Genomic DNA, 12,672 nt, shown 5'->3' with positions numbered 1-12,672 from the left:
ATTTTGTAAAGTGACTATATTTAACCTACTGAATAGTAATGTTTTATTTTATTGGCACAGTATGTGTAATAGCTAAGTAACGTTAATGGTTACTGAGGTAGTTATGAACACACTTAAAATAAATAATGTAAGCAACAATGTTAAGTTAGGTTCATTTTTTGAATCGCTTTTGTTTACTGCTAATACCGTATTAGGGCTTAGCGTTATTTGTATAGTTGTAAGCATTTTAATTAGCTACTCGTATGCAGAGTACTTTTCTATGCAGGTACAAATATCAGCGCATATTAGCACTATTTTAGTGGCAGCTATTTTAAAAGTTAGCTATGTGCTGCGCTGTGTTGCTCAATATGGTTTAGGGCAGGAAGTACGTTAATGCGCCCACTAAATTTAACAGAGTCTATGCCAGCGCACATAGCTATCCATCAAGTAACTAAATGGCCGTTATGGATGCTTGCATTTAGCTTTTACACAAGCGTTATACCCTTCAAAGATGCGATCCACCTTATCACTATTGGCACAATAGGGATGATGATTTTAGCCATGATGACCCGTGTATCGCTTGGTCATACAGGGCGTACGCTTAGCACCCCTAATTATATATCTGTTGCTTTTGCGCTTGTGCTGGTGGCAGCTATTACTCGCTCAATACTCCCCTTAATTATTGGGCCACACTTTGCTTGGCAGATAAGTGCTTTGCTGTGGTTAGTGGCTTTTTTGTTATTTTTAATTTACTGCACACCTATACTGACGCGGCGCCGTGTTGATGGACGTCGTGGTTAGTTTACCTAAAGGAATACATTATGTTATCTGATAAAACCATTGAGATTGTTAAAAGCACCGTTCCGTTATTAGCCAAGGCTGGCACGGTTGTTACCGATCATTTTTATAAGCGTTTGTTTAGCCATAACCCAGAGCTTAAAAATATTTTTAATATGGCGAATCAAGACACCGGCCGCCAGCAATTTGCTTTGTTTAACGCCTTAGCGGCATACGCCCAAAATATTGATAATTTAGCGGTGTTAAAAGAGGCATTAGCGCGCATTAACCATAAACACACCAGTTTAAATATTTTACCAGAGCACTATCCCATTGTTGGTGCTCATTTAATTGGCACCTTAAAAGAGCTAATACCAGAGCAGTTTACGCCAGACGTAGAATACGCATGGCGTGAAGCTTACGCACTGCTTGCTGATATTTGTATTACCGAAGAAGCGGCTTTATATGAACATAGTAAAAAAACACTGGGTGGTTGGGCCGGTACTCGCCAATTTGAAATAACCAACAAGCAAACTGAATCAGAATTAGTTACAAGCTTTACACTTACGCCGATCGATGGCGAAGCGGTTATTACCCATAAACCTGGCCAATATTTAGGGGTTAAAGTTAAGCCCGAGGGCGCTGAATATGAAGAAATACGCCAGTATTCTATTTCGCAAAAAAGTAATGGTAAAAACTACCGTATTAGTGTTAAAAAAGAGCTACAGCCAAAGCCTGGTGTGGTGTCTAATTATTTACACTCACTAACACAAGGTGACATAGTTGAACTATACCCGCCTGCAGGAGATTTCTTTTTACGGGATAGTAATCAACCGACGGTACTTATTTCAGCAGGTGTTGGGCAAACGCCAATGCTTGCTATGCTCGAAACGTTATTAAGCGATAACCCTAATCACGACATTCTGTATTTACATGCGTGCGAAAATACTCAGCAGCACGCGTTTGCACACTATTTAAATGAATTAAGTACGGTTTATAACTGTTTGCAAACTATGACGTGGTTTAATCAAAGCAGTGATGGGGCAGATTTTACTGGGCTAATGGATTTAACGGCCATAAAAACACAGTTACCTCTTACAAATGGCGATTTTTACTTATGTGGCCCCGTTGGATTTATGGCGTTTGTAAAAAGCCAGTTATTGGCACTAGGCGTTAAAAACGAGCATATTCATTACGAAGTGTTTGGTCCGCACCAAGACTTATAAACCAGGTAAAAAATGATAAAGGCACACAGTATTAATACTGTGTGCCTTTTTAATAGTATTTTATTGCACTTTACAACTTACGTTTTTAAGCTCAATAGTAAGATCTTTTTTAGGATAATAAAGCACGCACTGCTCGCCGATTATTTGTAAAACAAATTTTTCAGACTTTATATTATGCGCGCCCATTATGGGCATGCCATTTGAATCTTTACTTGTACCATGGTTTAGTAACAGCTCGCTGCGTTTAGTAAAAACAGTGTCGGCCAGCGTAACTAGCTTGCCACCTTTAGCTTTAATAATGGCTTGTTGCAGCGTAGCTATAACGCCAGGGGTTACCTCAATAAGTAGCGCAGGCTTTGCAGTGGCATTATTCATACTGTTACAGCCTCCAATAAATAATAATATTAATACTGCCACTAGCTTTGTCATTACTTATCCTTATTTAACGTAGGCCATGTTAAATCCATATTGCCACGGTTAAAGTTATCAGGTGCGTTTAAAGGTAATAGTTGCTTGCTATCGCCAGAAGCGCTTTGTACTTGCGTTTTATTACTCGCAGAGGCATTACTAACAGGGCACGTGCCGTTATTATCAATGTGGTAAAGTGCAGTAGAGAGTATCCCTTCGTTTGGGTCGCCTAATTGATTGTCGAAGTCGTCACTCACTACACAACCTTTCACATCAGCATCAAATTGCGGCGAAGGCGTAGGCGCAAAGCCTGCTGCATATTCGCCAAATCCTTTACTGTTTACACCACTAAATTGAATCGTGTAATAGGTTGTTGCGCAGTTATGAGTTGGAGTAAAGCCGTATGGCTTGCCACAGGTGGTATCGCCAATGAGTACAACCTCTGCGTCTATACCTTTTAAGCCATTAATAAAGGCTTCTGATGCCGAACAAGTGCCTGATGTACTAAGCACATACACCTTAGATAGGTTTAAATCGGGTAGGCTTTCACCAGTGCTAAAAAAGGTTGAGTAATCAATCTCTTCATCTATAAACGGAAAAGGCGATTCAACGGGTTGTTTATCGTTTTGCTGGGTTTGGTAATAAATACGATTTTGCACATTTGCACTGCCAGCTACCATGTAGGCAAGCTGCGAAGAAAGCGCTAATAAACCGCCCCCATTGTATCTAAAGTCTATTACTAACTCGTCTACGTTATCGGTTTTAAATTTGTTAACGGCAGCAATTAGGCCTTCTTGGGCAATACCTATATGGCTATTAAACTGCATGTAACCTACGCTTGTGCCATTTGCTGTAGTTAAGGTTTTAACGTTTTGAACAGGCGTTTGCTCTATGTTGCCAGCGGTTACGTTAAAAGTTTTTTCGGCGCCATCGTTACTACGCACAACGATGGTGTGCGAGTCACCATTAGTTGGGCTAAATAAACCTTCGTTTAGGGTATCTACGCCAGCTTGTGTATTGGTATTAATACTTACGCCATCAACTTCAAGTACGGTATCGCCTCGTTGAAAGCCAATTAGGCTTGCTGGTGAGTCACCTTCTAGATAGGCAACACGTAAAACTCTATCGGCTGAGTCGCCTATAAATGCCCAATTTATGCCGTAGCCGGAGGTAACGCCTGATTGCGCTTCTTGAAAGTAGTCCTCTGAAGGCTCTGAAAAATGAAAGTTATCTTTTTTAGCACCAGAGTCAGTCAGGTCTTCGGTTTTTAGTTGTGCGAAGTATTCGGCCACTGTAGCAAAGTTTTCAGGGTCGTTATCGGCAATTTCGTCATACCAAAGGTAGGTTTCGTCACTCCACGAGCGAAGCCAAAGTTTCTCGTAAAGTGCTGAGCCTGCTTGGTCTGGGTAAGGCTCATTATTATTAAACGGGTCGTTACCTGTGCGGGGTGTTTCGCAAAAGTTTTTTAAATCATCCGATGGCGCAAATACACCAGCTGTCCAGGTTGGGGCTGAGCTTGCTGGAGGCGTGACTACTGGGTCTGGCGTTTCATTCATGCTGCTACCGCCGCCACAACCAGCAAGTGTAAGGCCTAAAAGTGCAGCAATAATAGCCAGTGATGCTTTATTATTTTTAAACATACAAAATTACTTTTTGTAAATAAGTTGTTTAAAATACTACAACACCCGCCTAAATATTCAACGTATTTGGCCCTGATCTATGTAAATGAGTATACAAACCAGGCTTTTTAGAGCTTGCTTGCACTACTTTTATTAGCAAATGCTTGCCTTTGCCAGGCATCAAATAGCTTTTGTTGTTTATCAGATATTTTTAAACCGTATGTTTTTTGCATATAAGCGTAGGTGTCGGCAATGCGTTTACGGGCATAAAATGGTGGCTCTACTACGCGTTGTTTAAAGTTAACTTTTACTTCGCAGCGGCCATATTGTGTGGCGTTTTCACTAAGCATACCAAAGCGATAGTTAGAGCGATCTGCGTTAATTTCGCCAATAGCGGGGGCTAAGTTGTGTATGTCGGCTTCCATTTTCCTAAATTTAGCACTGACCTTACGGCAGTTTTTACGCCCACCATTTTGCCAGCATTGTAGCTGGTGGCCAAATTCCCATGCGGGCACTATGTGCTCCCATTCAATACGTAAAGCGCGCTGGTTTACTTTGCCTGAGCGGGTAAATGTATTACGAGGCACATAACCACAACCCGTTGGATCTGGCACTAGTTTTTTACCTTGTTTTTTAATGTCGCAGCCGCAGTAGAGGCTTTTGGCGTTATTAGGCAGGGTTTTAATTAAGTGCCTTTTAGCTGTTGAAAAACGGGTGAATTCTTCACTCGATGCCGAAAAACAAATACAACAAGCCACAAAGGCTAAAATAAATTTAAGCATATCCATCACATACGTGAACTACAGGAGGCGCTAGTTTAAAGCCTTGAAATTAAAATATAAACCTATTTAAAAATCCTTTTAAGCCTTAAATTTTGCAAAAGTAGCAACATGCCGCATAAACAAAATAGCACGCTGGTGGCTGCAAAGCTGATTAGTAACGGGTTATTAAAATCTTCTCGCTCATCGTAATCCATTATGTGCAGCATCCAAAAAAAGTCGAATATACGCCATAGAGTGCTGCGAACTGTAATTACTTTGCCGTTAATTGCATTTAAATACAGCGTAGTATTAAAGGTGTCGTTAAATTGTACTTGCCACACATTTGTTTTGTATCCGACCTCTCGAGTGCCTTGTTTTAAAAGCGTTGTACTAATTGGCTTAGCGTCGATGAGTAAATGAGCCTGCGCATTAGCGGTAATTTGTATTTTAGTGGGTTTTTCAAAAGGGCGACCCGTTAAACCATTAAAGCTTTGCTGTTCGGTATTATTGATAACAGTAATAAGTGGGGTAGTTAAAAAGTTTTCAAATAGTATTTGAGTGGGATTAGCCACTTGGGCAGTAATATTATCGAGTGATGCGGGGTAGTCGGCTTGTGTAAATGGGTTTGTAAGTGTGCGCTTAGCAAGGTGCTTGCCGTGCACATAGTCAAGTGGAATAGCGCTCATAACTAAGCCGCCTAAAAGCCAAGCCAAAATTTGTAAGGCAAGTAAATAGCCTAGCCACTTATGTAATTTGCGTGCACGCTTAAATATTTTTTTGCTCATATTTATCTTCTTATTATTTTTAGCGTTAGTTTATTATAGCTTCCCACGCTTTTGCTGCGGCATTTTGTCGCAGTTTTGCATAAGTTTATAAATATGAGACTTTATTTACATCAGTAGATTTTAGTTAATTTTAGCTTTCACGCAGTGCATTTATTAACTCTTGTTTGCTCATTTTAGAGCGCCCGCTAATACCCACTTCTTTTGCTTTATCGTATAACTGCTTTGTTGTGCGTTGCTCATACTGAGAGGCTTTGCCGCCTTTCACCGCTGTTTTATGGGTATTACTATTGGCAATACGTGCTGCTTTTTGTTTACTCATGCCTTCATCGCGAAGTGCATCGTACTGATCGTCGTTTTTAATTTGTGGACCATGATCTACCATTTTAATGCTCCTTAAAAATCGTTATTTACACAGTGTATGTATTAATTTCATTGTTTAATTGTAAAACTAAGCGATTAAGCCAGCTTAGTTAAAACGAGCAAGTTAGGTGCCAAAAGCGTTAAAAAGTGTATTTATGAAGATAAAGCAAGGATTACTGCTTTGTTAATTTGGTATAAAAGTAAAACTGCGTTAAAGTTTGCGATGAAACTATAAGAGGGTAAAAAGCAGACAATGTCGGAAATTCAATTTTTAAATGTAGATCTAGAGCTTGAGTCTAAACATGATATTAGCGCCTTAGTGGCAGACTTAAAGAAAAACGCGACGGTTTTGCATTATGATAAAGACGAATATCGTCAACTTGCGCGTATTGAAGCCTCAGGTGAAATATCAACACCAGATAAAGCTATTAACCACTTGTGCGAGCTTATTGAGTCGTGTTCACGTAACGCGCTTAAGCAATGGCTAAGCTGCTCGCGAAGAACGTTTGATATTGGCTTTGAATCGGGCACGTCGCCTAAATGCTTTAACCAAGCTTTACATGCAGACACACTGCTACGTATATCTGCGATTGGTGCAGGTATGGAAATTACTATTTATCCTATCGAAAAATAACAATAAGTAATTATCTGCGCTCTACAACTGCTGCGGTCATTTTTGATACGCAGCACAGCTCATTGCGGCTATTTGTTATTTTTATTTCCCACACAGAACTACGTTTACCTATATGAAAAGCCCTAGCGGTTGCTGTTAAAGTACCATTGCGAGATGCTTTTAAATGACTTGCGCTAATTTCCTGCCCTACACAATAAAACTTTGTAAAATCGACTACAAAGTTAGCAGCATAGCTTGCTACTGTTTCAGCAAGTACTACATTTGCACCACCGTGAACCATACCCATAGGATTATGATGCTCAGGAATTGCTGGCATGGTAGCAACTAGGTAATCGTCACCAATTTCTGTGACTTCAATACCCATGGTTTTCATTAATGTGCCTTGGCCGTTAATGCCTTCCTCTAACTGTTTGCAAAGCTCTAAAGTGATGGGTTGGTGCCAAATACTCATAATTACTCCTTTGAATTAAGACCAAGTTTATTGCACTTTATAAATGTGAATTTTATAAATACCTAAAATGTACACATATGCTTTTAGTTTAGCTATTTTAAAGCACAATTTAAATTTGCGATTTTTATTTAACTGTATATACTCACAGTTAAATGTACTGTATGGAAAACCAGTTGTATGCGACCATTAACGAAACGCCAAGCTCAAATACTAGAACTCATTAAAGTTTTTATTAAAGACACTGGTATGCCTCCTACACGTGCCGAAATAGCGCAAACATTAGGTTTTAAAAGTGCTAATGCAGCAGAAGAGCACTTAAAAGCGCTTGCTAAAAAGGGTGTAATTAAGATGAAGCCAGGCGCAAGCCGTGGCATTCAATTAATTGAAGAAGAAGAGCCAGAGCAATTAGGCTTACCTCTTATTGGGCGTGTTGCTGCAGGCTCACCTATTTTGGCGCAAGAACATGTTGAGAGCCATTGCAAAATAGACCCTTTAATGTTTAAACCTGCCGCCGATTTTTTACTTCGTGTAAATGGCATGAGTATGAAAGATATTGGTATTATGGATGGCGATTTACTGGCTGTACATCGCACTCAAACAGCTGAAAACGGACAGGTTGTGGTTGCACGAGTAGATGAAGATGTAACCGTAAAACGCTTAGAAAAAGCAGGCCGCAAAGTATTATTACATGCCGAAAACGAAGAGTTTACGCCAATAGAAGTAGACCTTGAAAATGAGTCTTTTAATATTGAAGGCTTAGCAGTAGGCGTAATTAGAAACGCCGATTGGATGTAATTTCTAGCCTATATTAGATAGTAAATTTATAAATGCGCACTTTTTAGTGTGCATTTTTGTTTTAAAAACCCACCTTTTAGCAATACTAAAACAGCTATATAGTTATTTAAGCTGTAAACTTTTTTGCACTCGCACTTAACTTTTCTTTCATGTGATACACCCCCTATTTTTACTCGTTTTTTGATTATTAAATTGTATTTATGTTGGTCTAATTAAGGCAAGTTTTAAAATACGAGTAGGTTGTTTTTTGTACTAAAGCTTGCTTGTTGTATGTTTTTTGGCTAATCATTAATGTGCTGAACCAACAATAACTCACAACTTTTAGTTTTGAGCACACACACAATACATACCCTTTGTTGGTGCAGCTATACCAATTAATTACACAAATAAGATTGGTTAAATAATAAAAATAACGAATAGGCGTTTAAGCCGTATGCCTCTTCGCTTTGCACTCGCAATAGCATCAAAGGAGCCGTCACATGGGTAAACTGACCTCTACCGTGTGGCTTGTATTGATTGTTTTTTCGCAGCATGTAATGGCAAATAGCCAATACAATATGCGCAAAGGCGTAACCGATATAAGCAATAATGTATATCATCTACACATGACCATATTTTTAATATGTTGTGTGATTGGGGTGATAGTGTTCGCCATTATGTTTTGGGCACTTATTCATCATCGTAAATCTAAAGGGGCAGTACCTGCCCAATTTCATGAAAGCACTAAAGTAGAAATACTTTGGACAGCCATTCCGTTTGTTATTTTAATTGCCATGGCAATCCCTGCCACTAAAACACTTATTGCAATGGAAGATGCCAGCAAAGCTGATTTAACCATCAAAATTACGGGTTCGCAGTGGAAGTGGCATTACGAATACATGGGTGAGGATGTCGCGTTTTATTCTATTTTATCTACCCCTCAAGATGAAATAGCCAACCTTGCAGATAAAAATCCAAATTATTTGCTTGAAGTTGATAAGCCATTAGTGCTGCCAATTAATCAAAAAGTACGTTTTTTAATGACCTCAGATGACGTTATTCACTCTTGGTGGGTACCTGATTTTGCTGTTAAAAAAGATGCCAACCCCGGCTTTATAAACGAAACATGGACCAACATTAACGAAGAAGGTATTTACCGAGGACAGTGCGCTGAGCTGTGCGGCAAAGATCATGGTTTTATGCCAGTGGTGGTTGAAGCTAAATCGCAGGAAGATTTTAACGCTTGGCTTGCTGATGCAAAACAAGCAAAGCAAAAAGCGGCATTAGCCGATGCTGCTCTGCTTGATCAAACGTTGCCTAAAGAAGAGTTAATGACTTTAGGCGAGCAAGTGTATATGGCAAGTTGCGCTGGGTGTCATCAGCCAACGGGTATGGGGTTACCGGGCGTATTTCCTGCACTTAAAGGCAGCCCCATTGTGCTTGGTGATATAAAAGATCATATAGATGTTGTGATTCATGGCCGCTCTGGTACTGCAATGCAAGCTTTTGATAAACAGTTATCAATAAAGCAACTTGCGGCAGTAATTACCTACAAACGCAATGCGTGGGGTAACGATACGGGTGATGTAATTCAACCTAGTGAAATTCAGGCAGCACTTGATGCTGAAGGGGAGGCGAACTAATGAGTAGCATAGTAGAACAATCTAACGCCAATGAAGCTCACCACGGTCATCATCCTGCAAAAGGCTTTAAGCGCTGGCTTTACACAACCAATCATAAAGACATTGGCAGTTTATATTTAATTTTTTCGCTGACGATGTTTTTAATTGGCGGCGCTATGGCCATGGTCATTAGGGCCGAATTATTTCAACCTGGGTTACAGCTAGTTGAGCCTCATTTTTTTAATCAAATGACCACTGTACATGGCTTGATTATGGTATTTGGTGCGGTTATGCCAGCCTTTACCGGCCTTGCTAACTGGATGGTGCCATTAATGATTGGTGCGCCAGATATGGCATTACCAAGAATGAATAACTGGAGCTTTTGGATATTACCCTTCGCATTTTTAATCCTGCTGGCTTCTTTATTTATGCCTGGCGGTGGCCCTGCATTCGGCTGGACTTTTTACGCTCCACTTTCAACCACTTACAGTAATGATAATACTGCGTTGTTTGTATTTGCCGTTCATATTATGGGTATCAGCTCAATTATGGGGGCAATCAATGTAATTGTGACCATAGTTAATTTGCGTGCTCCGGGTATGACATGGATGAAGCTTCCGTTATTCGTGTGGACATGGCTAATAACTGCATTTTTATTAATTGCTGTTATGCCTGTACTTGCGGGAGCTGTGACTATGGTACTCACTGATAAATACTTTGCTACTAGCTTTTTTGATGCTGCAGGCGGTGGCGATCCGGTGATGTTTCAGCACATATTTTGGTTTTTTGGTCACCCTGAAGTATACATTATGATTTTGCCAGCCTTTGGCATTATATCGACCATAGTGCCTACCTTTTCGCGTAAAAAACTATTTGGTTATGCGTCCATGGTGTACGCCACCTCATCCATTGCGCTACTTAGTTTTATTGTATGGGCTCACCACATGTTTACCACAGGCATGCCGGTGGCAGGCGAGTTATTTTTTATGTACGCAACAATGCTTATATCGGTGCCAACGGGAGTAAAAGTATTTAACTGGGTAGCCACTATGTGGAAAGGCTCAATTAGCTTTGAAGTCCCCATGCTATTTAGTATTGCCTTTATTGTGCTGTTTACCTTAGGGGGCTTTTCTGGGCTGATGTTAGCCATTACACCTGCTGATTTTCAGTATCACGATACGTACTTTGTGGTGGCGCATTTTCACTATGTATTAGTAACCGGGGCCATCTTTTCGATAATGGCGGGTGCTTATTACTGGCTGCCTAAATGGACCGGTAATATGTTTAATATTACTTTGGCCAAATGGCATTTTTGGCTATCGCTTGTCAGTGTAAACGTACTATTTTTTCCTATGCACTTTGTAGGACTTGCCGGTATGCCTAGGCGTATTCCCGATTATGCGCTGCAGTTTGCCGATTTTAACGCCATTATAAGTATTGGTGGGTTTGCATTTGGTTTATCGCAGCTTTTATTTGTTGCCGTGGTAATTAAGTGCGCCCGCGGTGGCGATAAAGTGCCTGCAAAAGTTTGGGATGGTGCCGAAGGTTTAGAGTGGGAAGTTGAATCGCCAGCGCCGTATCATACCTTTTCTACACCACCGGAAATTAAATAATGGTTCACGCGCCTCTACTTAAACGCTTAGTACTTATTTGCATAGGTATGTTTGCTTTTGCTTTTGCCTTAGTGCCCTTATACGACGTATTTTGCGATGTAACAGGGCTAAATGGTAAGCCATCGCTTGAGAAAGCAAAGCTAAGTACACAGGTTACTCAAAACCGAGAAATAGGGGTGAGTTTTACAACCCATGCGCAAAGTGGCGCACCATTTGTTGTTAAGTCAAAAGAATACAGTGTTGCTGTCAAACCCGGCGCTATGCGTGAGGTAATGTTTAGCGCTAAAAATAACAGTAACCTCGATAAAGTAATGCAAGCTGTACCCTCGGTCTCTCCCGGTAAAGCGGCTAAATATTTACATAAAATTGCCTGTTTTTGCTTTGATCAGCAACCGCTAAAAGCAGGGGAAGAACTTGAGTTTAAACTACTTTTTTATGTCGATACCGCATTACCAAGCGATATAGAGGAGCTAACTTTATCGTACACCGTATTTGATATTAGTGAGCAGCTAGTAGCGAGTAATAACTAGCCTGCATGTCTAGTGTAAAACTAGGAGCAAATAACATGAATCAAGAATATGAAAATTACTACGTACCAGAGCAAAGCCCTTGGCCAATAGTGGGCGCTATTGCTTTATTTTTTATTGCGGTAGGTGCTGCATTAACGGTTATGAGTGCCTCAAAAGAAGAAGGTGGGAGCGGCGTTTACTTGCTATATGTTGGTATTGCCGCGCTTTTATACATGCTTTATAGCTGGTTCAAAAATGTAATTACTGAGTCCGATCAAGGCTTATATTCAGCGCAAATGGATCGTTCGTTCAGACAAGGTATGAGCTGGTTTATTTTTTCTGAAGTAATGTTTTTTATGGCCTTTTTTGGCGCGTTATTTTATGCACGAATATTATCAGTACCTTGGCTTGGAGGTGCAGGCAATAATGCGATGACTAACGAGGTTTTGTGGCCCACTTTTGAAGCGGTTTGGCCGCTAGTGACAACGCCAGCAGGGGATACAACTCAAGCTATGGGTTGGCAAGGCCTACCGCTTATTAATACGCTTATATTACTCGCTTCATCGGTTACTTTACATTTTGCCCACGTAGCAATGGAAAACAATAAACGTACGCCACTTAAAGTATTTTTAGGGGCAACTATTTTATTCGGTGTTTGCTTTTTGGCTCTGCAAGTTGAGGAGTATATACACGCCTATAACGATTTAAATTTAACGCTTGATGCCGGTGTTTACGGTAATACGTTCTTTTTATTGACTGGTTTTCATGGCATGCATGTAACCCTTGGCACTGTACTGTTACTGGTTATATTTTTACGAATATTAAAAGGGCACTTTACTAAAGATAAGCATTTTGCATTTCAAGCTGCTGCTTGGTACTGGCATTTTGTAGATGTGGTATGGCTGTGTTTATTTGTATTTGTATATGTGCTGTAGCATTTATTGGTGAATTATTAGCTTTAATAAAGTCAAATTTAAGTGCGGCAATTACCATAATTAATACAACAACAGAAAACATCACTCGGCGGCCTAAAAAGTGAGACATAGGCCGTCCATCTGTTTTACCCGATACCATAATAAATAAAGCTCTAAACAAGTTAAAAAGTATAAATAATAACAACAGTACGATAATAATTTTAATAATCACTGGGTTGA

Annotated in this window: 15 protein-coding genes and 1 pseudogene; 9 read left to right on the top strand and 7 right to left on the bottom strand. The window is 40.1% G+C overall.

Annotated features, from left to right (window positions below):
- The first annotated feature begins 103 nt into the window (after nt 1-103).
- From J8L71_RS15735 to hmpA, 3 genes and pseudogenes are all read left to right on the top strand, one after another.
- Nucleotides 104-373: a hypothetical protein gene (locus J8L71_RS15735; RefSeq protein ID WP_211001358.1), complete on the top strand. Its 270-nt coding sequence runs from the start codon at nt 104-106 to the stop codon at nt 371-373.
- A gap of 74 nt (nt 374-447) precedes the next feature.
- Nucleotides 448-780 (top strand): annotated as a pseudogene (locus J8L71_RS15730) (NnrS family protein); the annotation flags it as partial.
- 20 nt (nt 781-800) lie between these two features.
- Nucleotides 801-1,982, top strand: coding sequence for an NO-inducible flavohemoprotein (gene hmpA, locus J8L71_RS15725; protein WP_211001357.1), 1,182 nt, complete (start codon nt 801-803; stop codon nt 1,980-1,982).
- Between the two features lie 60 nt (nt 1,983-2,042).
- Here the strand turns inward: hmpA and J8L71_RS15720 are convergent, their stop codons facing one another.
- The 5 genes from J8L71_RS15720 to J8L71_RS15700 form a co-directional block, all read right to left on the bottom strand.
- Complete coding sequence (locus tag J8L71_RS15720; RefSeq protein ID WP_211001356.1) at nt 2,043-2,411, bottom strand: hypothetical protein; 369 nt, start codon at nt 2,409-2,411, stop codon at nt 2,043-2,045.
- On the bottom strand, nt 2,411-4,030 hold the full coding sequence (locus tag J8L71_RS15715) for a S41 family peptidase (RefSeq protein WP_211001355.1): 1,620 nt from the start codon (nt 4,028-4,030) through the stop codon (nt 2,411-2,413). Before J8L71_RS15715 ends, J8L71_RS15720 begins: the two co-directional genes overlap by 1 nt.
- A gap of 107 nt (nt 4,031-4,137) precedes the next feature.
- Complete coding sequence (locus tag J8L71_RS15710) at nt 4,138-4,797, bottom strand: endonuclease (protein WP_211001354.1); 660 nt, start codon at nt 4,795-4,797, stop codon at nt 4,138-4,140.
- 56 nt (nt 4,798-4,853) lie between these two features.
- Nucleotides 4,854-5,555, bottom strand: a complete 702-nt coding sequence (locus J8L71_RS15705; RefSeq protein ID WP_211001353.1) for a hypothetical protein — start codon at nt 5,553-5,555, stop codon at nt 4,854-4,856.
- Between the two features lie 130 nt (nt 5,556-5,685).
- The gene (locus J8L71_RS15700) at nt 5,686-5,937 is read right to left on the bottom strand and encodes a Rho termination factor N-terminal domain-containing protein (protein ID WP_211001352.1); all 252 of its coding nucleotides are present in this window, start codon (nt 5,935-5,937) and stop codon (nt 5,686-5,688) included.
- A 231-nt stretch (nt 5,938-6,168) separates the two neighbouring features.
- On the opposite strand from J8L71_RS15700, the gene J8L71_RS15695 reads away from it, so the two are divergent.
- The gene (locus J8L71_RS15695) at nt 6,169-6,549 is read left to right on the top strand and encodes a hypothetical protein (RefSeq protein ID WP_058547956.1); all 381 of its coding nucleotides are present in this window, start codon (nt 6,169-6,171) and stop codon (nt 6,547-6,549) included.
- A 10-nt stretch (nt 6,550-6,559) separates the two neighbouring features.
- Here the strand turns inward: J8L71_RS15695 and J8L71_RS15690 are convergent, their stop codons facing one another.
- Entirely contained in the window at nt 6,560-7,000 is a 441-nt protein-coding gene (locus tag J8L71_RS15690) for a PaaI family thioesterase (protein ID WP_211001351.1), read from the bottom strand.
- A 177-nt stretch (nt 7,001-7,177) separates the two neighbouring features.
- Between J8L71_RS15690 and lexA the strand changes: the two genes are divergently transcribed.
- The 5 genes from lexA to J8L71_RS15665 all read left to right on the top strand — a co-directional run bounded on the left by lexA (nt 7,178) and on the right by J8L71_RS15665 (nt 12,453).
- Entirely contained in the window at nt 7,178-7,795 is a 618-nt protein-coding gene (gene lexA / locus J8L71_RS15685) for a transcriptional repressor LexA (RefSeq protein ID WP_058547954.1), read from the top strand.
- Between the two features lie 479 nt (nt 7,796-8,274).
- Entirely contained in the window at nt 8,275-9,417 is a 1,143-nt protein-coding gene (gene coxB / locus J8L71_RS15680) for a cytochrome c oxidase subunit II (RefSeq protein WP_211001350.1), read from the top strand.
- Complete coding sequence (ctaD, locus tag J8L71_RS15675) at nt 9,417-11,009, top strand: cytochrome c oxidase subunit I (protein ID WP_058547951.1); 1,593 nt, start codon at nt 9,417-9,419, stop codon at nt 11,007-11,009. Before coxB ends, ctaD begins: the two co-directional genes overlap by 1 nt.
- Complete coding sequence (locus J8L71_RS15670; protein ID WP_211001349.1) at nt 11,009-11,539, top strand: cytochrome c oxidase assembly protein; 531 nt, start codon at nt 11,009-11,011, stop codon at nt 11,537-11,539. The genes ctaD and J8L71_RS15670 overlap by 1 nt, the downstream gene beginning before the upstream one ends.
- Nucleotides 11,540-11,574: 35 nt before the next feature.
- Nucleotides 11,575-12,453 (top strand): cytochrome c oxidase subunit 3, encoded by an 879-nt coding sequence (locus J8L71_RS15665; RefSeq protein WP_211001348.1) that lies wholly within the window; start codon nt 11,575-11,577, stop codon nt 12,451-12,453.
- Here the strand turns inward: J8L71_RS15665 and J8L71_RS15660 are convergent.
- Nucleotides 12,356-12,664 carry a DUF2909 family protein gene (locus tag J8L71_RS15660; RefSeq protein ID WP_211001347.1) on the bottom strand — a complete coding sequence of 103 codons (309 nt, stop codon included), beginning with the start codon at nt 12,662-12,664 and terminating at the stop codon, nt 12,356-12,358. The two genes, J8L71_RS15665 and J8L71_RS15660, sit on opposite strands and share 98 nt — an antisense overlap.
- Between the last annotated feature and the right edge of the window lie 8 nt (nt 12,665-12,672).

The sequence above is a fragment of the Pseudoalteromonas sp. MMG007 genome, assembly GCF_018100985.1.
Classification (GTDB): Bacteria; Pseudomonadota; Gammaproteobacteria; order Enterobacterales; family Alteromonadaceae; genus Pseudoalteromonas.
The sequence above is the reverse complement of the archived record's forward strand: the minus strand, read 5'-3'. Positions and strand labels throughout refer to the sequence as shown.

Bases quoted from the DNA above. Each gene is read 5' to 3' on its own strand.
- J8L71_RS15705 (WP_211001353.1), bottom strand. From the start codon at position 5,555: ATGAGCAAAAAAATATTTAAGCGTGCACGCAAATTACATAAGTGGCTA.
- ctaD (WP_058547951.1), top strand. From the start codon at position 9,417: ATGAGTAGCATAGTAGAACAATCTAACGCCAATGAAGCTCACCACGGT.
- J8L71_RS15700 (WP_211001352.1), bottom strand. From the start codon at position 5,937: ATGGTAGATCATGGTCCACAAATTAAAAACGACGATCAGTACGATGCA.
- J8L71_RS15665 (WP_211001348.1), top strand. From the start codon at position 11,575: ATGAATCAAGAATATGAAAATTACTACGTACCAGAGCAAAGCCCTTGG.
- J8L71_RS15690 (WP_211001351.1), bottom strand. From the start codon at position 7,000: ATGAGTATTTGGCACCAACCCATCACTTTAGAGCTTTGCAAACAGTTA.
- J8L71_RS15670 (WP_211001349.1), top strand. From the start codon at position 11,009: ATGGTTCACGCGCCTCTACTTAAACGCTTAGTACTTATTTGCATAGGT.
- J8L71_RS15720 (WP_211001356.1), bottom strand. From the start codon at position 2,411: ATGACAAAGCTAGTGGCAGTATTAATATTATTATTTATTGGAGGCTGT.
- J8L71_RS15710 (WP_211001354.1), bottom strand. From the start codon at position 4,797: ATGGATATGCTTAAATTTATTTTAGCCTTTGTGGCTTGTTGTATTTGT.
- J8L71_RS15715 (WP_211001355.1), bottom strand. From the start codon at position 4,030: ATGTTTAAAAATAATAAAGCATCACTGGCTATTATTGCTGCACTTTTA.
- J8L71_RS15735 (WP_211001358.1), top strand. From the start codon at position 104: ATGAACACACTTAAAATAAATAATGTAAGCAACAATGTTAAGTTAGGT.
- coxB (WP_211001350.1), top strand. From the start codon at position 8,275: ATGGGTAAACTGACCTCTACCGTGTGGCTTGTATTGATTGTTTTTTCG.
- J8L71_RS15695 (WP_058547956.1), top strand. From the start codon at position 6,169: ATGTCGGAAATTCAATTTTTAAATGTAGATCTAGAGCTTGAGTCTAAA.
- lexA (WP_058547954.1), top strand. From the start codon at position 7,178: ATGCGACCATTAACGAAACGCCAAGCTCAAATACTAGAACTCATTAAA.
- hmpA (WP_211001357.1), top strand. From the start codon at position 801: ATGTTATCTGATAAAACCATTGAGATTGTTAAAAGCACCGTTCCGTTA.